This is a genomic window from Lentzea sp. NPDC042327 (assembly GCF_040647275.1).
In the GTDB taxonomy this organism is placed as follows: Bacteria; Actinomycetota; Actinomycetes; order Mycobacteriales; family Pseudonocardiaceae; genus Lentzea.
Window position 1 is genome coordinate 591,212 of record NZ_JBEZBX010000005.1, and the last position, 22,870, is coordinate 614,081.

The 22,870-nt window shown below is 71.9% G+C and carries 24 protein-coding genes; 9 read left to right on the top strand and 15 right to left on the bottom strand.

Annotated features, from left to right (window positions below):
• Positions 1–51: 51 nt before the first annotated feature.
• Together AB0A63_RS16615 and AB0A63_RS16620 are read right to left on the bottom strand one after the other, a co-directional pair.
• Entirely contained in the window at positions 52–1,905 is a 1,854-nt protein-coding gene (locus AB0A63_RS16615; protein WP_360391315.1) for a glycoside hydrolase family 9 protein, read from the bottom strand.
• Positions 1,906–1,995: 90 nt separating this feature from the next.
• Complete coding sequence (locus AB0A63_RS16620; protein WP_360391318.1) at positions 1,996–2,997, bottom strand: methionine synthase; 1,002 nt, start codon at positions 2,995–2,997, stop codon at positions 1,996–1,998.
• Between the two features lie 387 nt (positions 2,998–3,384).
• Here AB0A63_RS16620 and paaI point away from each other — a divergent pair, with 387 nt between their 5' ends.
• Entirely contained in the window at positions 3,385–3,780 is a 396-nt protein-coding gene (gene paaI / locus AB0A63_RS16625; protein ID WP_360391321.1) for a hydroxyphenylacetyl-CoA thioesterase PaaI, read from the top strand.
• Here paaI and AB0A63_RS16630 read toward each other — a convergent pair.
• Positions 3,710–4,108: a hypothetical protein gene (locus AB0A63_RS16630; protein ID WP_360391324.1), complete on the bottom strand. Its 399-nt coding sequence runs from the start codon at positions 4,106–4,108 to the stop codon at positions 3,710–3,712. The genes paaI and AB0A63_RS16630 overlap by 71 nt on opposite strands.
• Positions 4,109–4,146: 38 nt before the next feature.
• Entirely contained in the window at positions 4,147–5,289 is a 1,143-nt protein-coding gene (locus AB0A63_RS16635; RefSeq protein ID WP_360391327.1) for a hypothetical protein, read from the bottom strand.
• 36 nt (positions 5,290–5,325) lie between these two features.
• Between AB0A63_RS16635 and AB0A63_RS16640 the strand changes: the two genes are divergently transcribed.
• Together AB0A63_RS16640 and AB0A63_RS16645 are read left to right on the top strand one after the other, a co-directional pair.
• A complete protein-coding gene (locus AB0A63_RS16640; protein WP_360391330.1) occupies positions 5,326–5,829 on the top strand; it encodes a DUF6584 family protein in 504 nt (167 codons plus the stop codon).
• The gene (locus AB0A63_RS16645; protein ID WP_360391333.1) at positions 5,826–6,680 is read left to right on the top strand and encodes a serine/threonine dehydratase; all 855 of its coding nucleotides are present in this window, start codon (positions 5,826–5,828) and stop codon (positions 6,678–6,680) included. The genes AB0A63_RS16640 and AB0A63_RS16645 overlap by 4 nt, the downstream gene beginning before the upstream one ends.
• Positions 6,681–7,166: 486 nt before the next feature.
• Here AB0A63_RS16645 and mnmA read toward each other — a convergent pair whose 3' ends face one another.
• From mnmA to AB0A63_RS16680, 7 genes are all read right to left on the bottom strand, one after another.
• Complete coding sequence (gene mnmA / locus AB0A63_RS16650; protein ID WP_360391336.1) at positions 7,167–8,249, bottom strand: tRNA 2-thiouridine(34) synthase MnmA; 1,083 nt, start codon at positions 8,247–8,249, stop codon at positions 7,167–7,169.
• Positions 8,246–9,418, bottom strand: coding sequence for a cysteine desulfurase family protein (locus AB0A63_RS16655; protein WP_360391339.1), 1,173 nt, complete (start codon positions 9,416–9,418; stop codon positions 8,246–8,248). Before AB0A63_RS16655 ends, mnmA begins: the two co-directional genes overlap by 4 nt.
• Positions 9,418–10,761, bottom strand: a complete 1,344-nt coding sequence (locus AB0A63_RS16660) for an MFS transporter (protein ID WP_360391341.1) — start codon at positions 10,759–10,761, stop codon at positions 9,418–9,420. The genes AB0A63_RS16655 and AB0A63_RS16660 overlap by 1 nt, the downstream gene beginning before the upstream one ends.
• A complete protein-coding gene (locus tag AB0A63_RS16665) occupies positions 10,718–11,590 on the bottom strand; it encodes a lysophospholipid acyltransferase family protein (RefSeq protein ID WP_360391344.1) in 873 nt (290 codons plus the stop codon). The genes AB0A63_RS16660 and AB0A63_RS16665 overlap by 44 nt, the downstream gene beginning before the upstream one ends.
• Complete coding sequence (locus tag AB0A63_RS16670; RefSeq protein WP_360391346.1) at positions 11,587–12,360, bottom strand: GNAT family N-acyltransferase; 774 nt, start codon at positions 12,358–12,360, stop codon at positions 11,587–11,589. Before AB0A63_RS16670 ends, AB0A63_RS16665 begins: the two co-directional genes overlap by 4 nt.
• Positions 12,361–12,507: 147 nt before the next feature.
• Positions 12,508–13,461 carry an electron transfer flavoprotein subunit alpha/FixB family protein gene (locus AB0A63_RS16675; protein ID WP_360391349.1) on the bottom strand — a complete coding sequence of 318 codons (954 nt, stop codon included), beginning with the start codon at positions 13,459–13,461 and terminating at the stop codon, positions 12,508–12,510.
• Between the two features lie 13 nt (positions 13,462–13,474).
• The gene (locus AB0A63_RS16680) at positions 13,475–14,257 is read right to left on the bottom strand and encodes an electron transfer flavoprotein subunit beta/FixA family protein (protein ID WP_360391353.1); all 783 of its coding nucleotides are present in this window, start codon (positions 14,255–14,257) and stop codon (positions 13,475–13,477) included.
• Between the two features lie 211 nt (positions 14,258–14,468).
• Between AB0A63_RS16680 and AB0A63_RS16685 the strand changes: the two genes are divergently transcribed.
• Positions 14,469–15,311, top strand: a complete 843-nt coding sequence (locus AB0A63_RS16685) for a DegV family protein (protein ID WP_360391356.1) — start codon at positions 14,469–14,471, stop codon at positions 15,309–15,311.
• A 65-nt stretch (positions 15,312–15,376) separates the two neighbouring features.
• A complete protein-coding gene (locus AB0A63_RS16690; RefSeq protein WP_360391359.1) occupies positions 15,377–15,532 on the top strand; it encodes a hypothetical protein in 156 nt (51 codons plus the stop codon).
• 15 nt (positions 15,533–15,547) lie between these two features.
• Here AB0A63_RS16690 and AB0A63_RS16695 read toward each other — a convergent pair whose 3' ends face one another.
• The 4 genes from AB0A63_RS16695 to AB0A63_RS16710 all read right to left on the bottom strand — a co-directional run bounded on the left by AB0A63_RS16695 (position 15,548) and on the right by AB0A63_RS16710 (position 18,157).
• On the bottom strand, positions 15,548–16,348 hold the full coding sequence (locus tag AB0A63_RS16695) for an isocitrate lyase/phosphoenolpyruvate mutase family protein (protein WP_360391362.1): 801 nt from the start codon (positions 16,346–16,348) through the stop codon (positions 15,548–15,550).
• Between the two features lie 96 nt (positions 16,349–16,444).
• Positions 16,445–16,903, bottom strand: coding sequence for a hypothetical protein (locus tag AB0A63_RS16700; RefSeq protein ID WP_360391365.1), 459 nt, complete (start codon positions 16,901–16,903; stop codon positions 16,445–16,447).
• A 1-nt stretch (position 16,904) separates the two neighbouring features.
• Entirely contained in the window at positions 16,905–17,210 is a 306-nt protein-coding gene (locus AB0A63_RS16705) for a hypothetical protein (protein WP_360391368.1), read from the bottom strand.
• Positions 17,207–18,157 carry a hypothetical protein gene (locus tag AB0A63_RS16710; RefSeq protein WP_360391370.1) on the bottom strand — a complete coding sequence of 317 codons (951 nt, stop codon included), beginning with the start codon at positions 18,155–18,157 and terminating at the stop codon, positions 17,207–17,209. Before AB0A63_RS16710 ends, AB0A63_RS16705 begins: the two co-directional genes overlap by 4 nt.
• A 314-nt stretch (positions 18,158–18,471) precedes the next feature.
• Between AB0A63_RS16710 and AB0A63_RS16715 the strand changes: the two genes are divergently transcribed.
• From AB0A63_RS16715 to AB0A63_RS16730, 4 genes are all read left to right on the top strand, one after another.
• Positions 18,472–19,314 (top strand): DegV family protein, encoded by an 843-nt coding sequence (locus AB0A63_RS16715; RefSeq protein ID WP_360391372.1) that lies wholly within the window; start codon positions 18,472–18,474, stop codon positions 19,312–19,314.
• A 105-nt stretch (positions 19,315–19,419) separates the two neighbouring features.
• Positions 19,420–20,148, top strand: coding sequence for a class I SAM-dependent methyltransferase (locus AB0A63_RS16720; protein WP_360391375.1), 729 nt, complete (start codon positions 19,420–19,422; stop codon positions 20,146–20,148).
• Positions 20,145–21,605: a glycoside hydrolase family 57 protein gene (locus tag AB0A63_RS16725; protein ID WP_360391377.1), complete on the top strand. Its 1,461-nt coding sequence runs from the start codon at positions 20,145–20,147 to the stop codon at positions 21,603–21,605. Before AB0A63_RS16720 ends, AB0A63_RS16725 begins: the two co-directional genes overlap by 4 nt.
• A 4-nt stretch (positions 21,606–21,609) precedes the next feature.
• Positions 21,610–22,857, top strand: a complete 1,248-nt coding sequence (locus tag AB0A63_RS16730; RefSeq protein WP_360391379.1) for a glycosyltransferase family 4 protein — start codon at positions 21,610–21,612, stop codon at positions 22,855–22,857.
• Positions 22,858–22,870: the final 13 nt, after the last annotated feature.

The window sequence follows — 22,870 nt, forward strand, 5'->3', positions numbered from 1 at the left end:
AGTCCGAATTGGACACCCAGGCCCGCGCCGCCGCCACTCAGCCGTGCCCGATCACCCGTGCGCGATCAGCGAGAAGCCCAGCACGCCCGTCGCCGTGAAGTCGATGGCCGGCTCGGAGCTCGGCCACGACCGCAGGTCATCGGCGAACACGGACTTCGCGGAGTCGAACTCCCGGGTGTACGGCTTGGTGCAGTCCACGGAGCCCGGCGGCATCTCGCCGAGGTCGCCGAACAGGGAGGCGTCGTTCGGTCCGTTGATCACGGCGCCGACCAGCACCTTCGCGCCGCCGTTCGGCGAGCCGGAGAGGTTGGCCGCCTGGTGGTGCGGGCACTCGGGGAACTTCGCGCCGACACCGACGATCAGCGAGGTGCCCCAGGCGTTGGTGCCGAGCGCGAACCCGCGCTGCTGCGTGCCGAACGTCTGGTACCTCGTGTCACCGGTCAGCTTCCGGTAGAGCGCGGCCGTGGTGATGAAGCCGAACGTGCGCGAGCCGACGTCCCAGGTCTCGACGTTCGCGGCGGTGCGGAACGGTGAGTTCTTGGCCGCGTCGGCGCCCTGCTGCAGCTGGCGCCGCAGGTCCCCCACGACCTGGGCCTCGGTCACCTCGGCACCGTGGACGCCCGCCTTCAGCAGCTTCGCGAGGTCGGCGTGGGCGAGCGCGGAGATGTTGTAGACGTTCAACGTGTCCGGGTCGTTCGTCGCGAGGAACTCCTTGGCCCAGTGCGTGGCGGCCTTCGCGAACTGCTGGTACCGCTTGTCGTTCAACGCCTTCGCGGCCAGCGCGAGCTGGGTGGCGCCGAACTCCAGGTCGTCGGTCCACGACGGTTCCGGGTAGTAGGCGTGCGGGAACGCCGTGACGAGCTGCCCGACGTCCTCGGTCTTGGCGAGCGAGAACAGCCGCGCGGCCTTGTCCAGGTACGTGCGGGCCAGGCGCGGGTTCTTGCGGGCCTCGACCTGCGCGGCCAGCGCGAACGAGCCGGCCACCCGGCCGACCAGGTTGGGGCTGATCTTCTCGCCGGCGGCGTTCGCGCGGAAGACGGGGCGGTACTTGATGAAGTACTCGCTGTCGCCGGGCTTCACGTCGAGCCTGTCGTCGGCCTCGGGGAGCCGCCACACGTCGTGGTCGCCGACGAAGCCGAACTCCGCGGAGCCGGTGCCGATGCCCACCTGGGCGTAGAGGGTGCCGGTCTGCTCGTCCCAGGCCTTGTCGAGCCACCTGAGCCCGAACTCGGCCTCTTCGTACAGCGCGTCGTCGTGCTTGTTGCGCAACGCGAGCAGCATCGACGCCGTGGAGTACGACGAGGCGTGGGTGAACTTCACGAAGTCGCCCGCGTCGAACCAGCCGCCTTCGAGGTCGACCTTGGCGCCGGTGGGCTGCAACGGCGCCGCGATCTGGTCACCGCCCTCGCCCGCGAACACCGGCTCCTCGTAGACGAGCGCCTCGCGGTCGGTGAGGTGCGCGGGCTTGCGGTTCAGCCGGCCGGGGATGACGTCGGCACCGTCGCGCTGGGCCTGGAAGAACTCGACGGTGTTGCGGGCGACCGGCGCGAACAGCCGGTTCAGCGAGTCGACCCGGAACGCCGCGGAGGTCGCCGAGCCGACCTTGACCCGGTACGTCCCCGCTTTTCGCACGCCGGAGAGGTCGATCGGGTGCACGGCCGGGAACTTCGCGCTCCACGCCCCGGTCGAGGCACCCGTCCGCCCGGTCAGCACGGTCCGGCCGCGGCTGTCGACCACGGAGAACCGCGCGTTCGCGGCACCACCGAGCACGTAGGCGTGCTTCGCCTCGGCGGTGCCGAACCCGACCTGGTCGAGCCTGATGTGGGAGGCGGGGGCCGCCTCGGCAGGTGCCACGACCACACCGGTGAGCACTGCGGCGACGAGCGCCGCACGTCTGATGCGCATGTTCGGAACTCCCGATCCAGGCCCGGCGGTGGCCTACGGTTAAGAAAGTTTCCTAATAGTTCGCAGCAGACTAGCTCCACAAACCGGACATCACCAGCCCTCAGGTGGCTCCACGAACGCCGAGGAGAGGTCCCGCGTCAGGGCGAGCGAGCGCTTGACCCACCCGGACGTGGCACCGGCCAGGCCGCACGTCGGCGTCGGCAGCGCCTTCTCCGCGAGGACCGACCGCGGGAAGCCCAGCCGGTCGGCCAGCGTGAACGCCCGCTGCCCGACGTCCTTCAACGTCACCGGCGTGCCGGGGTCGGTGCTCGGCACCAGCCCGAGCGCGAGCGTCGTGCCCGCCTCCCAGGTCTCGCCGATCTCGTCGAGCGCCGCGGCACCCTTGACCAGGGTCAGGTCGAACGCGATGGCCGCCGCGCCCGCCTCCCGCAGCAGCGTCAGCGGCGGCTGCGGCGCACAGCAGTGGACGAGCACCTCGTGGCCGTCGAGCGCCTCGATGACGGTGGCGAGCACCGCGCGCGCGTCCGGTCCGGGCACCGCGGGCACCGTCCCGAGCTTCGACGGGGTCGGCAGCAGCCCCTCCAGCACGGCGGGCAGGCCGGGTTCGTCGAGCTGCACCACGACCTTCGCACCGGTGCGCCTGGCGACCTCGGCCGCGTGCCGACGCAGGCCTTCCGCCAGCGACTCGGCGAACTCCTTCACGGCGCCGCGGTCCGTGAGCACCCGATGTCCGCGCATCAGCTCGATGTTCGACATCAGCGTCCACGGCCCCGCCGCCTGCACCTTGACCGTGTCCGGGCTCGCACCAGCGCGTTCCAGCGCCTCGTCGAACGCGTCCAGGTCACCGCGCAGCAGGTCGACGGCACGGCGGTGGTCACGGCCGGGCCGCGGCGTCACCCGGTAGCCGGACGTGATCACCTCGATCGCGAGGTCGACGAGCAGGCCGGCGGTGCGGCCGATCACGTCCGCGCCCACTCCCCGCGCAGGCAGCTCCGGCACGTGCGGCAGTTCCGGCAGCTCGCCGACGACCACCCGCGCCGCCTCGTCGATGTCGGTTCCGGGCAGCGATCCGATTCCAGTTGCTCCGCGCACCGGCAGATTGTTCCACTGTCCTGCGGACAGAAGAGGTCTAGACCCATTGACGCCATGGTCTAGGCCACTTACCGTGATTGAGCAGGTGCCGAGCGTGCGAGCACCTCCCCGCACGTGGTGTGGGAGCGCGACGCGCCCCGCGTTCCCGCACCACTCCCCACCCGGCGACGGCGAGGGCCGGCGCGGAGTTCACCGCGCCGGCCCTCGTTCGTCCTGTCCGAGCCTCCTAACAGCTGCTGCAGCACCCGCAGCCCGGACCCGTGCACCCGCCGCAGCAAGAGCATCCACCCATGATGACCACCTCCGTTTTGAGCGATCAAGCATTCGGACAGTAAGGCCGGGTCGACGCGGGGTGACACCACCGCCAGGGTGATTACGCTGCCACGAATGAATGGTCCTGCTGAGATGCTGGCCGCGGACAAGGCCTCCACCGCCCTGGGCATCACGCCGGTCGAGCTGCGCGACGGGTACGCGGTGCTGCGGATGACGGTGACCGAGCTGATGCTGAACGGGCACGGCATCGCGCACGGCGGTTACGTCTTCCTGCTGGCCGACTCGGCGTTCGCGTGCGCCTGCAACAGGGCTGGGTCCGTCACCGTCGCCGCCACGGCCGAGATCGACTTCATCCGGCCGGTGCACGCGGGCGACGAGCTCGTGGCGGAGGCGGTGGAACGGACCCGGTTCGGCCGCAGCGGGATCTACGACATCACGGTCAGGCGAGGGTCCGAGGTCGTGGCTGAGTTCCGGGGCCGGTCCCGGACGTTGCGCGCCGCAGACCGATGAGCTGCAGCACCGCGAACCCGAGCACCGCGAGGCCCTGGGCGAGCACCAGCGCGACGCCGAGACCGGTCAGCGGGAACCACTCCAGCTCCGCGGTGAGAATGCTGTCGAGCGCCCACACCGCGTTTCCGATGATGACCAGCAGCACGATCCGGCGGTCCGGGACGGCGCGCGTTCCGAGGAAGAACACGCCCGCGCCGTAAACGACGCAGAAAGCACCGAGCCCGATCTGCCAGCCCACCGGCATTCCCACCTCCGGGCGGATCAGGAGGGTCAGCAGGCCCAGGCCGAACGAAGCGACACCGTCGAGTTTCAAGGCGAATTTCACCATGGCCCGACCGTGGCCCGGTGATCACTGCCAGGACCACGTCAAGCGCTGCCGACTCCTGCCACCAGGTCCGCCGCGACCAGCCGGGCGGCCGCGTTCTGCCAGTTGTGGAGGGTGCGCTCGGGCACCTGTGCCACGAACCACTGCAGCGCGCGGCGGTCCTCGGCGTCGAGGTCCTCGCGCTTGGTGCGGACCGAGTACGGCCGAATCCCCTTGACGTAGTAGAAGTACAGGGCGTTGTAATAACGCCATTCGTCGCTCGTGCCGAAATCGCCGTCCGCGGGCTTGAGCCGTTGGATGCTCGTCAGCAACATGGATTTCAGCTGTGCCGCGCGGTCGAGCGGCGGTGCTTCCTCGGTCAGCGCGATCAACGGGCTCGCGACGAGCTTTCCGAGGTCGCCGTAATGGCTGAGCGCCCTGCGGGTCAGCCGCGCGAACTCGGCCTCGTCCTCGGTCACCAGCGGGCGTTGCCTGGGCAGCGCCTCGGCCGCGTCGCGGAGCTCGGCGCGTTCGGCGGCGACGGCGGGCACGGCGAGGCGGTCGACGGCGGCGGCGAGCGGGTTCGCCAGCACCTGGACCGCGATGGCGGCGGCGACCGTCGTGCAGGCGAGGAGCTGCGGGCCGTCGAAGAGCAGCACCTGCGAACCGAACAGGACGGCGGTGAAACCGGAGATCACCAGCGAGCGCAGCATGTCGGCGCGGATCGCCTGCCCCTCCTCGACCGCGTCCGTGACGGCGACGAGCACGCCGAACAGCAGCACGTCGAGTCCGATCGCCGGCAACGCGACCGCGGTGGGTACCCAATCGAGCAGGAACGCCGCCGCTGAGAGCGCGAACATCACCCCAACGAGTGAAAAATAGGCACGCTTCCCCGCCGCCAGCGCAGTCGCCGCGGCCAGCGGGAGCAGCACGACCCACGGCAGCCACAGCGCCGCGGCGAAGACCGGCACCACCGCGAAGATCCACCAGCGGACGAGCTCCGGCCGTGCCAGCACCAGGATCGCCCCAGTCCACGCGAGTGCGGGCACGCCCAACAGCACAGGATGAGGCATGACGACGAGTGCCGCACATCCGACGAGACCGGCGCCGGACCACCACAGCACGGGCTTGGCGGGATCGCGGGCGAGCAGGTAGAGGCCGAGCCACCACGCGAGGCCGGACACCACAAGCGACAGGACGAACACGGGTCAAAGCTAGCCGCGCCTGCGAAACTACTCGGCATGCCGGTAGAGCTGACGCTCAACAAAGCGGCCGAGGAGCTGCGGCGCGGCGACCTCGCGAACGTGCTCCGCGCACGTCAACGCCTCGCGGGACTCGTCGGCACCTACCCCCACCGGCTCGACCTGCGCGACCGCCTCGCCGAGGCGTACCGCGTGCTCGGCCAGCCCGCGCAGGCCGGTCGCTGGACGTACCTCTCCGACGACCGCGACCCCGAGGAAACCCTGGCGTTCGAACGCGCCTACCGCCGCGCGCAGGTCCGCCTCGTCGCGCTGAACTGGGCCGGCCGTGTGGAGGAGGCCCCGACCGAGGCCGCTCGCACCCGCCTCGCGTCGCTGTACCTGGAGGCGCGCGTCGAGCTGCAGCACGAGCTCGACGCGACCCCGCGGGAGGAGACGTCCTGGGGCGCCTGCCTGCTCGTGATGGCCGGTGGGACGTTCGTCATCGTGTGTTTCCTGCTGGGAATCGTGACTCTGGCGCAGTTCTTGTGGAAGCTGGTCACATGAGAACGCTTTCTGACCACGTGCGCCGCACCCCGGTCCTGCGCACCGCTGTGGACGGTCGCCCGGTGGTGTTCAAGCTGGAGCACCTCCAGCTCACCGGTTCGTTCAAGGTCCGCGGCGCGGTCAACAAGCTCCTCACCCTGTCCGGCGTGGACGAGGTCGTCACCGCCTCCGGCGGCAACCACGGCATCGCCGTCGCCCAGGCCGCGCACCTGCTCGGCATGCACGCCACCGTGTTCGTGCCGATGACCGCCCCCGAGGCGAAGACCCGCCGCATCGAGGCGTTGGGCGCCAAGCTGATCCGCCACGGCACCACCTACGCCGAGGCCGCAGCCGCAGCCCGCGACCTCGGCCCGCTCTACGTCGAGGCCTACAACGACCCGGTCGTCATCGAGGGACAGTCCACGGTGACCCGCGAGATCGTCGAGGACGTGCCCGAGGTGGACACGATCGCGATCGCCTCGGGCGGCGGCGGCCTGATCGCCGGCGCCGCACTGGCCTCTGGCGGTCGCTTGATCGTGAACGTCGAGCCCTCCGGCTGCTGCGCCGTGCACCGCGGCCTCGAAGCCGGTGAGCCCGTGGACGGCCCGGTGGACTCCGTTGCGGCGTCGGCACTCGGCGCGACGCAGGTGGGCACGGTGCCGCTGGAGGTGTTGCAGCGCCACAACGTCACGTCGGTGCTCGTGTCCGACGCGGAGCTGCTGGCTGCGCGGGATCGGCTGTGGGAGGAGTTCCGGTTGGCGGTGGAGCCAGCTGGGGCGGTGGCGTTCGCGGGGTTCCTCAAGGGGGAGGTTCCTGGGGAGCTTCCGTGTGTGCTCCTGTGTGGAGCGAACTCGGAGTGGCTGCCGGGGTGAGGGCGGGCTGGTCGCGGGCGGGCTGAGCGCAGGTGGGCTGGGCGTGGGTTGGCCGAGCGCGCGGCTGGGCTGAGTGCGGCTGGCTGAGCGAGGACGGGCTGAGCGCCAGCGGGCGAACGCGGCTGGCCGAGCGCAGGTGAGCTGAGCGCGGGCGGGTCGGTGGTCAGCCAGGTGACCACCGCGCAGGCCGACTACCAGGGCCGACCACCGCCAGGGTGGTCACCGCTGGGGCGATCCCATGCGCCAGGCCAGCTATTACCGGGCCAGTCGCCACGGGCCGGTTATCACCCGACCGCCGCCACTGACCTGATCGTCGGACTGTCGCGGCCCACCGCCAGTCCTGACCCCACGAGCCCGCACACCCCGGAACCACCGCGACCGCCGTGCCACCCCGCGTTCCTCTTCCCCCACGGGGCGAGCGAGCGAGCGTTTCCGGACACACATCACCCGACCGGGCGACACCCCAACACCGACAGCCCCAGCGAATCAGCTGGTCGCGTCGATCGTCGCACTGGCCAGCACCACGTCACCGCCGGCATCGGGCCGGTAGATCGCCACCGCCTGCCCGGGCGCCACACCCTTCAACGGCTCCCGCAGCTGCACCCGCAACACGCCGCCGACCACCTCGGCCACGGCGGGCGAGGTACCGCCGTGCGCGCGCACCTGGGCGACGCACTCCACGGGACCGTCCAGGTCGACGTGCGCGATCGGCGAGGAAGCCGAGATGCCTGTGACCGCCAGCTTCTCCACCGAGCCGACCCGGACGTTGCCGGAGACGGGCTCCAGGGCCAGCACGTAACGGGGCCGGCCGTCAGGGGCGGGGCCGTCGATGCCCAGGCCCTTGCGCTGGCCGATGGTGAACTCGTGCACGCCCGCGTGCCGGCCGAGCACGGCGCCGGTCGCGTCGTCGATCAGCAGGCCGGGCTTGGTCTCCATGCGGGAGGCGAGGAACTTCTGGGTGTCGCCGTCCGGGATGAAGCAGATGTCGTGCGAGTCGGGCTTCTTCGCGACTGAGAGGCCGCGTGCTGCGGCTTCGGTGCGCACGTCGTCCTTCGTCGTGTCGCCCAGGGGGAACATGGCGTGGGCGAGCTGGTCGGCGGTCAGGGAGGCCAGCACGTACGACTGGTCCTTGCCGAGGTCGGCCGCGCGGCGGAGCTCGGGGCGGCCGCCGACCACCTGCAGGCGGGCGTAGTGGCCGGTGCAGACCGCGTCGAAGCCGAGGGCGATGGCCTTGTCCAGCAACGCCTCGAACTTGATGCGCTCGTTGCAGCGCAGGCACGGGTTCGGGGTGCGGCCGGCGGCGTACTCGGCGACGAAGTCCTCGACGACGTCCTCGGTGAAGCGCTCGGCGAAGTCCCAGACGTAGAACGGGATGCCCATCAGGTCGGCGGCGCGGCGGGCGTCGTGGGCGTCCTCGACGGTGCAGCAGCCGCGGGCGCCGGTGCGGAGGGTGCCGGGCTTGGCGGACAGGGCCAGGTGCACGCCCGTCACGTCGTGTCCCGCTTCAACGGCGCGGGCCGCCGCCACCGCGGAGTCGACACCGCCGCTCATCGCCGCGAGGACCTTCACTGCTTGACCACCTTCCGGGAACGCCTCATGCCTGCCAGACCTGCCGTGCGCGCGCGTTCGACCACGGGACCGATCACGCCCGCCAACTCCTCGACGTCGGCACGCGTCGAGGTGTGCCCGAGGGAGAACCTCAAAGATCCGCGTGCCGGCGCGGGTTCGACGCCCATCGCCAGCAGCACGTGCGACGGTTGCGCCACGCCCGCGGTGCAGGCGGAGCCCGTGGAGCACTCGACGCCGCGTGCGTCGAGCAGCATCAGCAGGCTGTCGCCCTCGCAGCCGGGGAACGTCAGGTGTGCGTTGCCGGGCAGCCGGTCGACCGGGTCGCCGTTGACGACCACGTCCGGCACCACCGCACGCACCGAGGCGATCAGCTCCTCGCGCAACGCGACCAGCTCGGCAGCGCGCTGTTCCTGCTCCTCCACGGCGATGCGGACGGCGCGGGCGAGGCCGACGATCGACGGCACGTCCAGGGTGCCGGAGCGGACGTCGCGTTCCTGGCCGCCGCCGTGCAGCAGGGGCGTGCACTTCACGTCACGCGCGAGCAGCAGCACGCCGACGCCGTAGGGGCCGCCGACCTTGTGGCCGGTCATGGTCAGCGCGGACGCGCCGGACGCGGCGAAGTGCACCGGCACCGCCCCCACGGCCTGCACTGCGTCCGTGTGGAACGGCACACCGCGCTCGGCGCACAACGCCGCGATGTCGTGCACCGGGTTGATGGTGCCGACCTCGTTGTTCGCCCACATGGTCGTGACGAGCGCCACGTCGTCGTCCAGCGCCTCGCGCACCGACTCGGCGGACACCCGCCCTAACCGGTCGGCCGGCAGCCAGGTGACCTCGGCGCCCTGCTGCTCCAGCCACTCGACGGCGTCGAGGACCGCGTGGTGCTCCACGGCCGAGGCGAGCACGCGGCGCTTGCCCTCGCGGGCCCAGTAGACGCCCTTGACCGCGAGGTTGTCGCTTTCGGTGCCGCCGCCGGTGAACAGCACCTCGGACGGCCGGGCGCCGAGGGCGTCGGCGATGTTCTCCCGCGCCTCCTCGACCGCACGCCGCGCCCGCCGGCCGGAGGTGTGCAGCGACGAGGCGTTGCCCGTGGTGGACAACGCCTCGGTCATGGCCGCGACCGCCTCGGGGTGCATCGGGGTCGTGGCAGCGTGGTCGAGATAAGCCATCAGGGCTCCAGCGTAGCCCGCATGCGGGGCCCGGTCAGAACCGCTCCCACCACGGCCAACGCCGCCATCGACAGGTTCAGCACCACCACGCCCGCCGTGGGGGCGGTCGCCAGCACCAGCACACCGCCGAGTCCGATCATGGTCGCGGAGCCCAGCATGTCGGAGATCTGCAGGGCAGCCGAGTTGAAGCCCCGGTCCTGCTCGGGTGAGGCGGCCATCATCAGCACGCCGACGCTGGAGGTCGCCATGCCCATGCCGGCGCCCGCGACGGCCCACAGCAGGAACGTCAGCCAGGCAGGGCCCCACGAGGGTGCGACGAGCGTCACGGCCGCCATGCCGGCCGCGGTGAACAGGAACCCGGTCCGCACGAGGGTGTACCGCTCGATCTCGGGGTGCCGCGACGCCCACATCGACGCTCCGGCCCAGCCGAGGGCGCTCACCGTGAGCGGGATGCCGGCCTCCAGCGGCGAGTAGCCGTGCACGACGGTCAGCGTGAGCGGGATGAAGCTCTCGACCGCGAAGAACGTGCCGGCGAGCAGGCCGCGGGCGAGGATCGTGACGGGGAGGCCGCGGCGGGCGATCAGCGTGCCCTTGGGCAGCAGGATGCGCACCGCGGGTGTGAGGAGCAGCAGCGCGACGGCGAGCAGCCACCACGTGCGGTGCTGCAACGCCCAGCTCAGGCTCGCCACCCCGGCACCGGCGGCCAGCGCGGCGGCGGGCAGGAACCGGCGCACCGGCGGGGTCGCGGTGTGCGGTGGCAGCTTCCTGAGCACCGGGACCAGCAGCACGCTGCCGACGAGCACGAGCGGGACGATCGCGAGGAACACGAGCCGCCAGGTCAGGTGCTCGGTCGCCCACCCGGCGACGGCGGGTCCGACGAGCGACGGCACCACCCAGGCCGCCGACAGCGCGCCGAACACCGCGGGCCGGTCGCTCTCCGGGTAGGCCAGCGCGATGACGACGTAGATCGCGACGATCAGGAAGCCGGCGCCGAGGCCCTGCAGGGCCCTGCCCGCCAGCAGCACGGTCATGTTCTCCGCGACGCCCGCGACGACCAGGCCGGCGAGGAACAGGCTCACGCCGATCAGCACGGCGGGCTTGGGGCCGCGCCGGTCCGACAGGCGGCCGGAGAAGACGGTGGCCATGACGCTCGCCGCGAGGTTCGCGAGGAACGGCCACGCGTACAGCGCCTCGCCGTGCAGCTCGCGGACCATGGTGGGCATCGCCGTGCCGACGCCCATCGCCTCGAAGGCGAGGAGCGTGACCAGCAGGACGATGCCCGTCGTGGGCCAGCGGCGGTCAGGCGACCAGAGGCGAGACGGCCGGGACGCGGTGAGTGTCACCGGTAGATCGTGCAACTTCCAGTTCGGTCGAGGTCAAGCGATTTGATTGCTCTTGTGCAAGTTTCGCGAGCTGCCTGCGGTTCTCCGCGCGGCCGGGGGCGATCTCGTCGAGCACGTGCACCTCGACGGTGAGGCCCCTCACCCGCAGCACCCGGCGGATCGAGTCGACCAGGGTGTCGCTGCCGATGAACGCGGGCTGCGTGCTCACGTGGCCGTCGACCCGGTAGCGCAGCACGATCGGCCGCACCGGCACACCGGCGTCCAGGGCGGCCTGGAACAACGCCGGCCGGTAGCGCCCGGAGGCGAGCCCGCACCACGTGGTGCCCTCGGCGTGGATGCCGACGGCGGACCCGGCGCGCAGGGTCGCCGCCAGCTCGGCGACGGTCCGCGGCAGCTCGCGCAGCCGTTCGCGGTCGAGGTAGACGGTGCCGGCCGCGGTGATGATCCGGCCGAGCACCGGCCAGCCCTTGATGTCCTTCTTGGCGACGATCCGGATGGGCTGCACCGCGTCGATCGCGAGCTCGTCCAGCCACGACACGTGGTTGCTGGCGACGAGCACACCGCGTTGCGGCACCTCCTGGAACCTGCGGGCGCCGTGGACCTCCAGGCGCACGCCGAACGCGCGCAGCAGGGCGTGGAACCACAGCCGCACCACGGTTTCCCGCTGTGCGCGCGGCAGCAGCAACGCGAGGACGATCCCCACGCCGCACAGCAGTGCCGTCAGGGCCGTGACGGCACGCCAGAGCTGCCTGACCCCGCCCGCGGTCCGCGGGGCCGACCCGACGCACCCGTCGCCGCACGGCGAGGCGGGCATCCAGGCGTGGCTCACGACGTCTCCCCCAGGAAGAACCTCAGGTACCGCTGGTCCACGTGGTCCATGCCGAGCAGGATGAACAGGTCGGCCACCCCGAAGTCGGCGTCGAGCGCGGGCCGCCCGCAGATCCGGGCGCCGAGCCGCAGGTACCCCTTGAGCAGCGGCGGCAGCACGGTCCTGGCGGGCCGCTCGACCGCGTCGACGTCCCACGGCCGGTGCGGCGTCACGCGGTACTGCTCGGGCGCGTAGTGCTTGGCGTGCACGGTGTCCCACACCCCGGCCGCGAGAGCACCGCCGTCCTGCAACGGGATGCTGGCGCAGCCGACGAGCCACTTGTGGCCGCTCAGCAGCATGTAGCGCGCGATGCCGGCCCACACGAGGCTCACGACGGCGCCGTTGCGGTGGTCGGGGTGCACGCACGACCGGCCGGTCTCGACCGTGGTGTGCCGGATGTGGTCGAGGTTGGCGAGGTCGAACTCGGTGTCGGCGTAGAGCCGCCCGGCCTCCCTGGCGCGCTCCGGCGGCAGCATCCGGTAGCCGCCGACGATCTGGCCGGTGCGGTCGTCGCGCACCACCAGGTGGTCGCAGTGCCGGTCGAACTCGTCGACGTCGTGGCCGGGCACGCTCGTGGTCAGCGTCGCGCCCATCTCACCGGCGAACACCTCGTGGCGCAGTTTCTGCGCGGCGACGACCTCGGCGCCGTCCCTGGCGACGAGGAGGGAGTAGCGGGGAACGTCCTCACCCTGCCGGGCGGGGGTGCTGACAAGCAGTTCCGGCTGCGTCATGCGCACCAGGGTGATCCCGCGTTGGCGAATGACAGCAGGGCACAACGATGACCGGTCAGTGGCAGTCGGGTGAAGAGCCGGTGGTGCCCGCGCACGCGGAAGGGCCGCCCCGCGCACGGGACGGCCCTTCCGGTGAGCTGGTCGTGCTCAGCCCTTGCGCTTCTGGACCTCGCCGGTCAGCTGCGGTGCGACGGCGAACAGGTCGCCCACCACGCCGAAGTCGGCGATCTCGAAGATCGGGGCCTCGGGGTCCTTGTTGACCGCGACGATCGTCTTCGAGGTCTGCATGCCCGCGCGGTGCTGGATGGCACCGGAGATGCCCAGCGCCACGTACAGCTGCGGCGAGACCGTCTTGCCGGTCTGGCCCACCTGGAACTGGTGCGGGTAGTAGCCGGAGTCGACCGCGGCGCGCGAGGCACCGACGGCGGCACCGAGCGAGTCGGCGAGCTCCTCGACGACGGAGAACTTCTCGGCGGAGCCGACGCCGCGGCCACCGGAGACGACCACGGAGGCCTCGGTGAGCTCGGGGCGGTCGCCGCCGACCACGGCCTCGCGGGAGGTGACGCGGGCGGCCTTGGCGGTGTCCACGGACACGGAGACCGACTCGTCGAGCGCGGCGTCCGCGGCGGACTCCTCGGCGTCGACGCCGCCGGGGCGGACCGTGATGACCGGGGTGCCCTGGCTGACCTTCGCCTTGACGACGAACGCGCCACCGAAGATGGACTGCACGCCGGTGCCGTCGGCCTCGACGTCCACGACGTCGACGAGCCAGCCGGAGCCGATGCGCACGGCCAGGCGGCCCGCGACCTCCTTGCCCTCTGCGGTCGCGGAGACGAGCACCGCGGCGGCGTTCGGGGCGAGGGCGGCGAGCGCGTCGACCTTCGGCGTCACCAGGTAGTTGACGGCGTCGTCGGACTCGACGGCGTAGACCTTGGCCGCGCCGTACCTGCCGAGCGACTCGCGGACCTTGGCGGCGGTGCCGGGGGCACCGACGATGACCGCGGACGGGGTGCCGAGGCGACGGGCGGCCGTGAGCAGCTCGTAGCTGACCTTCTTGACCTCGCCGTCGACGTGGTCGACCAGGACCAGTACTTCAGACATGGTTTCCACTCCCTCAGATGAGCTTCTGGCCGACGAGGTACTCGGCGATCTTCGCGCCGCCGTCGCCGCCGTCCTCGACGCGCTGACCGGCGGTGCGCGGCGGCTTCGGGGCCGCTTCGAGCACCTGGGTCCACGCACCGGACAGGCCGACCTCGGCCGCGTCGACGCCCAGGTCCGCGATCGAGACCGTGGAGACGGGCTTCTTCTTCGCGGCCATGATGCCCTTGAAGGAGGGGTAGCGCGGCTCGTTGATCTTCTCGGTCACCGAGATCACGGCGGGCAGCGACGCCTCGAGGAACGCGACGCCCTCGTCGGTCTCGCGCTCGCCCTTGATCGTGGTGCCCTCGACGGTGACCTTGCGCAGCTGGGTGACCTGCGGCAGGCCCAGCAGCTCGGCGATGATGGCCGGGACGGCACCCGCGCGGCCGTCGGTCGCCTCGTTGCCGGCGATGACGAGGTCCACGCCCTCGACGGTGCCGATGGCCTTGGCGAGGACCTTCGCGGTGGCCAGCGAGTCGGAGCCGTGCAGCGCCTCGTCGTTCACGTGGATGGCCTTGTCGGCACCCATCGAGAGGGCCTTGCGGATGGCGTCGGTGGCGCGGTCGGGACCCATCGCGATCACGGTCACCTCACCGCCGTGGGCCTCCTGCAGCTGCAGGGCCTCTTCGACGGCGCGCTCGTTGATCTCGTCGAGCACTGCATCCGCGGACTCGCGGTCAAGGGTGTGGTCGGCGTCGGTGAGCTTGCGCTCGGACCAGGTGTCAGGCACCTGCTTGACCAGGACAACAATGTTCATAGGTCCTCTTCGACCTCCTGCGGACGGGCGGCGACGCGCAGAGGACTTCAGAACTGCGCCGCCGGGTGTTCACGACCCTGCCATCACCCGGATGTTACCCGCCAGTAGCAGCGGTGCAAACGGGAGCAAGCACTCCGCTAGCGTGACGGTTCTCACCCGGTCGCACCACCGATTGAGACGTACCCCATTCGGGCGAGTAACCTGCGCGGACATGTACCGGCGAGTAGTAGTAGTGACCGACTCCACGGCCTGCCTCCCGGCTCACCTGACCGACCAGCTCGGCATCGAGGTCGTGCAGATCCAGGTCAGGATCGGCGACCACACCGACGACGAGGCCCGCGTCCCGGTTCCCGACCTCGTGTCGGCCATGCGCGCGAACGTGCCCGTCGAGACGATCCCGCCGGATCCGGGCGCCTTCTTCTGGACCTACGGAGACCTCGCCGCCCAGGGCGTCCAGGCCATCGTGTCGGTGCACGTCTCCGGCCGGCTCTCCGCCACCGTGGACGCCGCCCGCACCGCCGCCGCGCAGTCGCGCGTCCCCGTGCACGTCGTCGACACCCACACCTGCGGGATGAGCATCGGCTACGCGGTCCAGGCCGCCGCCAAGGTGGCCGAGGCCGGCGGGACCGTCGAGCGCGTGATCGAGACGGCCCAGCGCCGCTACGACCGGTCCACCGAGCTCATCTACGTCGACACGCTCGAATACCTGCGGCGCGGCGGCAAGATCGGTGCCGCGGCGGCGCTCGTGGGCTCCGCGCTGTCGCTCAAGCCGCTGCTGACCATGTCCGACGCCCAGATCACCCCGCTGGACCGGGTGATCGGCGCCGACCGCGCGCTGAACCGGATGCTGGACATCGCGATCAAGCGCGCGGGCACCGACCAGGTCGACATCGCGGTCGAGCACTTCGACGCGCTGGAGAGGGCGCAGCGGCTGCTGGGCAAGCTGCGGCGCGGTGTGCCCAACGTCCGCCAGTTCATGCTGACGCAGGTCAGCTCGGCCATCGGCGCCCACGTGGGCCCCGGTGCGCTGGGCATCACCGTTTCGCCGGTGTGACGTCCGGGAACTCCAGGTACCCCGTGTTGCGTTGAAATGGACGTAACGGACACCTGGAGGACCCGATGGCGTTCATGGACAAGATCACCAAGTTCCTGCACAGCCCTTCGGGGCGCCGACTGCAGGACAAGGCACGTGAGCTCTCCCGCGACCCCCGCCGCCGCGCGCAGGCGGAGCAGCTGCTGCGCAAGTTCCGCAGTGGCGGCAAGAAGAAGTACTAGACCGGCTGACAGGTACTAGAACAGCTCGTTCAGCTCCCCGTACCCCAAGCCGTCCCTCGTGCTGTCGTACGTGCCGGCGCTCAGCAGCTCCTCCGCCGCCTTCTTCGCCACGGCGTAAGCGGCGGAGGCGAGCGCGGTGCCGACGCTGATCCTGGCCGCGCCCGCCTGTGCCAGCTCCGCCGTGGCGGGCGCGCCGGGACCCGCGAGGACGTTGAGCGGTGCCGCGATGTTCTTCGCCAGCTCCGCCACGTCGGCGAGGTCGGTCACCCCCGGCACGAAGATGCCGCTCGCGCCCGCCACCAGGTACGCCTCCGCCCGCCGCAGGGTCTCGCCGAGCCGGTCAGCCGGGTCGCCGACACCGCGCAGGAAGACATCGATGCGGGCGTTGAGGTAGAGCTCCGGTGCGCCCTCCCGTGCCGCGCGCAGTCGTTCGGACTGCTCCTCGACGGACCGGAGCGCGCTGCCGTACCCGTCCTCGACGTTCACACCGGACGCACCGGCGGCGGCGACCGCCGCGAGGGTCGCGCGCACCTCGTCGGCGGTCTCGCCGAACCCGGCCTCGATGTCCGCGGTCACCGGCACGGACACGGCCTTCGCGATCCTCGCGACGAGGTCCACCGCCAGGTCGCGGTCGAGCCGGTCGCCGTCGGGGGCGCCGAGGCTCCACGCGACACCGGCGCTCGTGGTGGCGACGGCCTGCGCGCCGGCGGCCTCGACGATCAGCGCCGAGGCCACGTCCCAGGCGTTGGGGAGCACCAGGGGCGGCTGCCGGTGCAGGGCGTGGAAGAGCTGCGTGCGGTCGGAGCTGGAAGTCATGATCAAGTGATAGCAGCCGGGACCGCGCGAGTCCGGCGGTTTTCCGACATCTACCGCGGGTTCCCGACATCTGCCACGAGGTCGCGGGCCGTCCGCTCAGTTGCTGCCGGCCTTGCGCCGCACCTCGTCGAACGTCCGCAGGTAGCGCTCCCGGAACTCGTCCCGCTCGGCCCACGTGGTGTGCTCGGCGGGCCGGGGTCCCGGCGGGGGCGGCAACACGGCCTCGGCTGGTTCCTCGTCAACGGGTTCCGGTCCGGGTTCGGGCACCGCTTCCACCACCGGCTCCGGCTCGGGTTCCGGCTCCGCCCGCCGCAGGCCCACCACGGCGTTGCGGTGGATCGGCGGGGTGTCGTAGTCGGCGTCCGGCATCGGCTGCGGCACCCACGCGTCGTCAGCGGACGCGGTCCGCCGCGGGACCGGGAGCGCGTCGACCGCCGGACCCGGCCGCGTCTCCTCGGCGTCCTCGCGGCGGCGCGTCACGACGTACATCAGCGCCGCCCCCAGGGTGAAGGACAGCAAGCACAACCCGAACACGATCTCGACGGCACCGGCCACCTCAGGCTCCTGCCTGTCCGACGGGGGTGACGGCGCCACCGGAGACGGTGCGCGGCACCGCAGGCGATGCCTGCCGCACGTTCTGCTGCGCGACGGCCGCCGGGACGAGCAGCGGGGCGGGCCGCTCCATCCGCAGCGGTGGCAGGAAGGCCGGGAGCGGCACCGGCCCCGCGGGTGGCGGCGGCGGTGTGGCGGGGGACGGCGACAGCGCGGTCGTCAGCTCCTCGCCCGCGACCGAGAAGCCGGCGGCCGTGACCGCGGCGGGCACCAGCACCGCCCCCAGCACGAGCGGCACCCACTGCCTCACGAGGCGGCCACCTGCTCCGGTATCAGCGCGGGCGCGACCTGGTCGGCGGCGGCGGTCAGGGCGGCACGGGCGGCCGACAGCTGCGAGTGCACGACGCGGCGCAGCTCGCGCAGCTCGTCCACCTCCCGCGCCACCTCGGCGAGGCGGCGGTTCGACTCGCGGCAGGCCATCGTCACCACGAACCCGGCGCGGGCGCGGGCCAGCGCCTCCTGCTGCTCCAGGTGCTGCGCGGCCTCGGTGCGGCGCCGGGTCGTGGTCAGCTCGAAGAACCGCTGGGCCTTCTCGCGCTTGCGCTCGGCGTCGGCCTCCAGCGAGCTGCACGCCAGCGCGGTCTCGCGCAGCAGCCGGTCGGCGTCGGACTGGGCCTGCTCCACCGCTTCGGCGCACTCGCGCTCGACCTGGTCGGCGCGCTGCCGGTGCTGGGCCTCCAGGTCGGCGCAGCGGCGCTCCAGCTCGACCTCGCGCTCGTCCATGGCGGCGGCACGGGAGGAGCACTGGCGGCGGGTCTCGCGCAGCTCGGACTCGGCCTCGGCCCGCAGGGCGGCGGACTCGCGCTCGGCCTCGGCGACCAGCGCGGCGCACTCGGCCTCGGTGCGCAGGCGGAGGTCGGCGCACTCGCGGCCGGCCCGCAGGTGCATCTCCGCCGCCTCGTCCTCGGCGAGGCGGAGCATGCGGTGCATCCGTTCGGTGGCGCTCGCGTGCGACCCGGGGGTGGACTCCAGCCGCTCGATCCTGGCGCGCGCCTCGGCGAGGTCCTGGCGCGTCGTCTCCAGGAGCCGGCGCAGATCGGCGGCCTGCGCGAGCGCTTCGGCCCGGTCGAGGCTCGTGAAGCGGAGCTGCTCCTCGAGATTCTCGATGTGGTCGATGACCTGACGTCGGTGAAAACCTCGGTGGACAACGTCGAAACCGGCGTGCAGCGGAACTATCTCGTGCCCTTTTGCACCCATGGTCACCTGCTCACTCACACCGCGGAAGATTGTGCGAGCGTACCGAGTTGACCACCCTCCAACCAGTGTCGACAAAGGACCGGAGGGTCTCCGGCGGCGGTCGGGAACACGGTTCCTTGCAGGGCAAACACGGAGATCCTAGATCAACTCCAGCAGGCCGTCAGTCACCCGATTGTGTAAGCGGGTCGCCCTTTCTGTGGTGTTCACTCCGTGCGTTCGTCGTGTACGGAAAGCGACGATGCAGGCATACGTCACACGAATTGCCATCCTTCGCCAGTGGTTCAAGCGATCACGCTTCGTTAACCTTCCTTCCCGTGTCCTCACGTGTAGCCGTCGTCACCGACTCGACCGCGTCACTCCCGGCCCGGCTGGCCGACCGGTTCAACATCATCACCGTGCCGATGCAGCTGAAGATCGGATCGGAGTTGATCGACGAGGCGTACGTGCCGACCGAGCGCCTGCTGCAGGCGTTGCAGGCGGAGATCCCGATCACGACCCAGCCGCCGGCGCCGGACGCGTTCTTCTGGGCCTACCAGGACGCGTGGGCCAAGGGCGCGGAGACGATCGTGTCGGTCCACGTGAGCCCGAAGCTCTCCCCCGCGACGGACGCGGCGAAGGCGGCAGCGGCCAAGTCGCGCGTGCCGGTGTTCATCGTGGACTCGCACTCGTCGGGCATGACCCTCGGTTTCGCGGCGCTCGCCGCGGCGCGGATCGCTCAGACCGGCGGCAACGTGCAGCACGCCCGCAGCGTCGCCGAGCAGCGCGGCCGCGACGCGCACGTGCTGATCTACGTCGACACGCTGCACTACCTGCGCAAGGCCGGCCGGGTGAGCGCGACGGCGAAGCTCTTCGGCGACGCGCTCTCGGTCAAGCCGCTGCTGACGGTCGTCAACGGCGAGGTGGAGCCGTTCGGCAAGGTCGTCGGCCGCGACCGGGCGCTGTCCAAGCTCGCCGACAAGGCCGTGGCACTGGCCCACGGCCGCGACGTGGACCTCGCGGTGGAGCACTTCGCCGCCGAGCAGGAGGGTCAGGAGCTGCTGCAGATGCTGCAGAGGCGGATCCCGCACGCCCGCGACATCGTGCTGACCCAGGTGAGCGCGGCGATCGGCGCGAACGTGGGTCCCGGCGCGCTGGCGGTCACCGTCTCGCCGTTCTGACCGCGCCGGGATGCTCGTCCAGGCACCGCGGAGGCCCGTGCAGCGAGGAGGTGACCGGGTGCTCCGCGGTACCGACTGTCACTACTGGCAAGTAACCTGGCGGGCGTGACCCTCCCCCTGACCGGCGAACGCACGGTACCCGGCATCGCGGAAGAGAATTACTGGTTCCGCAGGCACGAGGCCGCATATCTACACCTCATCGGCCACTGCGCGGACGCCGTGGTGCTGGAGGCCGGCTGCGGCGAGGGCTACGGCGCCCAGCTGATCCGCACGGTCGCGCGGCGGGTCGTCGCGCTCGACTACGACGAGCTGACCTCGCGGCACGTCGCCCGCACGTACCCGCGGCTCGACGTGCTGCGCGGCAACCTGGCGACGCTGCCGCTGCGCACCGGCTCCGTGGACGTGGTGGCGAACCTGCAGGTGATCGAGCACCTGTGGGACCAGGAGCAGTTCCTCGCGGAGTGCCGGCGTGTGCTGCGGCCCGGCGGCACGCTGATCGTGACCACGCCGAACCGGCTCACGTTCTCCCCCGGCCAGGACACGCCGCTGAACCCGTTCCACACCAGGGAGCTGGCTCCGTCCGAACTGGACGACATGTTGCGGGCGGCCGGTTTCGCCGTTGACGAACTGAGCGGGCTGCGTCACGGACCGAGGCTCGACTCGCTCCTCGGTGGACGGATCATCGACGCACAGGTCGAGGTCGCCCTGTCCGGCGCGCCCTGGCCTGCCGAGCTCAAGGAGGCCGTCGAGTCGGTGACGGTGGACGACTTCGACATCACCTCCGCGGACCTGGACACCAGCCTCGACCTGGTGGCCGTGGCGGTGCGCGCGTGACGGGCGGGCGCGAGGGCACCTTCTGCCTGGTGCTGCACAGCCACCTGCCCTGGCTCGCCCACCACGGCGCGTGGCCGGTCGGCGAGGAGTGGCTCTACCAGGCCTGGGCGCACTCGTACCTGCCCGTCGTGGACATGCTGCGGCGCTTCGCCGACGAGGGCCGCCACGACGTGCTGACCCTGGGCGTCACGCCGGTGCTGGCCGCACAGCTGGACGACCCGTACTGCCTGCGCGGCGCGCACGACTGGCTCGGCAACTGGCACCTGCGCTCCCAGTACGCCGGACGGCGGCTGCCGGAGCTGTCGGCCTACGAGCACCGCGCCTCGGCCCGGGCGCTGGAGCAGTTCGAGACCCGGTGGCGGCACGGGTTCTCGCCGATCCTGCGGTCCCTTGTGGACTCCCAGACCGTTGAGCTGCTCGGCGGACCCGCCACGCACCCGTTCCAGCCGCTGCTGGACCCGCGGGTGCGGGCGTTCGCGCTGCGGACCGGCCTGGACGACACAGCACTGCGGGTCGGCCGCGCGCCGGAGGGCATCTGGGCGCCCGAGTGCGGCTACTCGCCGGGCATGGAGACCGGGTACGCGGCGGCGGGCGTGCGGCGGTTCCTGGTCGACGGGCCCGCGTTGCACGGCGACACGTCCACCGCGCACCCGGTCGGCTCGTCCGACGTGCTCGCGTTCGGCCGCGACCTGGAGGTGTCCTACCGCGTCTGGTCGCCCAAGGTCGGCTATCCGGGTGACGCGGCCTACCGGGACTTCCACACCTTCGACCACCCCACCGGCCTGAAGCCGGCGCGGGTGACCGGCAAGAACGTGGCGCCGCAGGACAAGCGGCCCTACGACCCGCTGCTCGCCCGCGAGGCGATCGAACGGCACGTCGAGGACTTCGTCGGCACGGTCGTGCGGCGGTTGCGCGCGATCGACGGCGGACTGGTCGTGGCGGCCTACGACACCGAGCTGTACGGGCACTGGTGGCACGAGGGTCCGATGTGGCTGGAGGGCGTGCTGCGCGCGTTGCCGGAGGCCGGTGTGCGCGTGACGACGCTGCGCGGCGCCGTCGAGGCCGGCCACGTGGGCGCGCCGGTCGAGCTGCCCGCCTCCTCGTGGGGCAGCGGCAAGGACTGGCGGGTCTGGGACGGCGCGCAGGTCGCCGACGTCGTGTCGCTGAACGCGGCGGTGCAGCGGGAGCTGCTGGAGCTCGACCTCTCCGGCACCACCAGGGACCCGGTGCTGGACCAGGCGGTGCGCGAGGCGTTGCTGGCGTTGTCGAGCGACTGGGCGTTCATGGTCACGAAGGACTCGGCCGCCGACTACGCGCGGTACCGCGCGAAGATTCACAGCGACCGGTTCAGCGAGCTCGCCGCGCTGGCCAGAAGTGGCCGGGGCCGGGCGAGGGCGGCGGAGCTCCGCGCGGCGGACGGCCCGTTCGGGCAGCTGGACGCGCGAGGAATGAGGTAACGGCATGCGCGTGCTGATGTTGTCGTGGGAGTACCCGCCGGTGGTCGTCGGCGGGCTGGGCAGGCACGTCCACGCGCTCGCGACACAGCTGGCCGCGCAGGGGCACGAGGTCGTCGTGCTGTGCCGGCAACCGTCCGGCACCGACGCGGTCACGCACCCCACCGCGGACGTGGAGAGCGAGGGCGTGCGGCTCGTCCGGGTCGCCGAGGACCCCGCGCACCTGGTGTTCGAGAAGGACCTCGTGGCGTGGACGCTCGCGATGGGCCACGCGATGGTCCGCGCCGGGCTGGCGCTGGCACCGTGGCGACCGGACGTGGTGCACGCGCACGACTGGCTGGTCTCGCACCCGGCCATCGCGCTCGCTGAGGCCCACGGCGTGCCGCTGGTGGCCACGGTGCACGCGACCGAGGCAGGCAGGCACTCCGGCTGGCTCTCGCACCCGCTGAACCAGCAGGTTCACTCGGTGGAGTGGTGGCTCGCGAACCGGGCCGACGCGCTGATCACGTGCTCGTCGGCGATGCGCCGGGAGGTGGCGCACCTGTTCGAAGTGGACACCGCGGACGTCTCCGTGCTGCACAACGGCATCGAGCCCGGCGGCTGGCGGGTGCGCCCGGCGGACGTCGATGCGGCCCGGCGGCGGCACGCCCCGCACGGCGACCCGCTGCTGCTGTTCTTCGGCCGGATCGAGTGGGAGAAGGGCGTCCAGGACCTGATCGCCGCGCTGCCGCGGATCCGCAGGGCGTTCCGGGGCACGCGGGTCGTGGTGGCCGGTGGTGGTTCGCAGACGGAGTGGTTGCGGGAGCAGGCGCGCAAGCACCGGGTGCTGCGGGCGGTGGAGTTCGTGGGGCACCTGTCCGACCGGTCGCTCGCCGCGCTGCTCACCGCCGCGAACGCGGTCGTGCTGCCGTCGCGGTACGAGCCGTTCGGCATCGTGGCCCTGGAGGCGGCCGCCGCCGGGACACCGCTGGTGGCCTCGACGGCGGGCGGCCTGGGCGAGGTCGTGCTGGACGGGGTGACCGGGCTGTCGTTCGCGCCCGGTGACGTGGACGGGCTGGCCCGTGCGGTGCGCGCCGTGCTGTCGGACCCAGCGGCCGCCGCCACCCGTGCGCGCGCCGCCAAGGCACGGCTCGCAACGGACTTCAACTGGGCCACGATCGCGGCGGGCACGGCGGAGGTCTACGCGTCGGCCGTCGTGCGCGAGCCGCGGGTGCTGGGCCGCCCCAAGATCGCGACGGGAAATCTGTTCACCTAGCTCCAGTACAGTC

Excerpts from the sequence above, each read along its gene's own strand:
- AB0A63_RS16615 (WP_360391315.1), bottom strand. The coding sequence starts at position 1,905 with ATGCGCATCAGACGTGCGGCGCTCGTCGCCGCAGTGCTCACCGGTGTG.
- AB0A63_RS16680 (WP_360391353.1), bottom strand. The coding sequence starts at position 14,257 with ATGAACATTGTTGTCCTGGTCAAGCAGGTGCCTGACACCTGGTCCGAG.
- AB0A63_RS16730 (WP_360391379.1), top strand. The coding sequence starts at position 21,610 with ATGCGCGTGCTGATGTTGTCGTGGGAGTACCCGCCGGTGGTCGTCGGC.
- AB0A63_RS16710 (WP_360391370.1), bottom strand. The coding sequence starts at position 18,157 with ATGGGTGCAAAAGGGCACGAGATAGTTCCGCTGCACGCCGGTTTCGAC.
- AB0A63_RS16695 (WP_360391362.1), bottom strand. The coding sequence starts at position 16,348 with ATGACTTCCAGCTCCGACCGCACGCAGCTCTTCCACGCCCTGCACCGG.
- AB0A63_RS16645 (WP_360391333.1), top strand. The coding sequence starts at position 5,826 with ATGAGAACGCTTTCTGACCACGTGCGCCGCACCCCGGTCCTGCGCACC.
- AB0A63_RS16655 (WP_360391339.1), bottom strand. The coding sequence starts at position 9,418 with ATGGCTTATCTCGACCACGCTGCCACGACCCCGATGCACCCCGAGGCG.
- AB0A63_RS16640 (WP_360391330.1), top strand. The coding sequence starts at position 5,326 with ATGCCGGTAGAGCTGACGCTCAACAAAGCGGCCGAGGAGCTGCGGCGC.
- AB0A63_RS16630 (WP_360391324.1), bottom strand. The coding sequence starts at position 4,108 with ATGGTGAAATTCGCCTTGAAACTCGACGGTGTCGCTTCGTTCGGCCTG.
- AB0A63_RS16670 (WP_360391346.1), bottom strand. The coding sequence starts at position 12,360 with ATGACGCAGCCGGAACTGCTTGTCAGCACCCCCGCCCGGCAGGGTGAG.
- paaI (WP_360391321.1), top strand. The coding sequence starts at position 3,385 with ATGAATGGTCCTGCTGAGATGCTGGCCGCGGACAAGGCCTCCACCGCC.
- AB0A63_RS16675 (WP_360391349.1), bottom strand. The coding sequence starts at position 13,461 with ATGTCTGAAGTACTGGTCCTGGTCGACCACGTCGACGGCGAGGTCAAG.
- AB0A63_RS16690 (WP_360391359.1), top strand. The coding sequence starts at position 15,377 with ATGGCGTTCATGGACAAGATCACCAAGTTCCTGCACAGCCCTTCGGGG.
- AB0A63_RS16685 (WP_360391356.1), top strand. The coding sequence starts at position 14,469 with ATGTACCGGCGAGTAGTAGTAGTGACCGACTCCACGGCCTGCCTCCCG.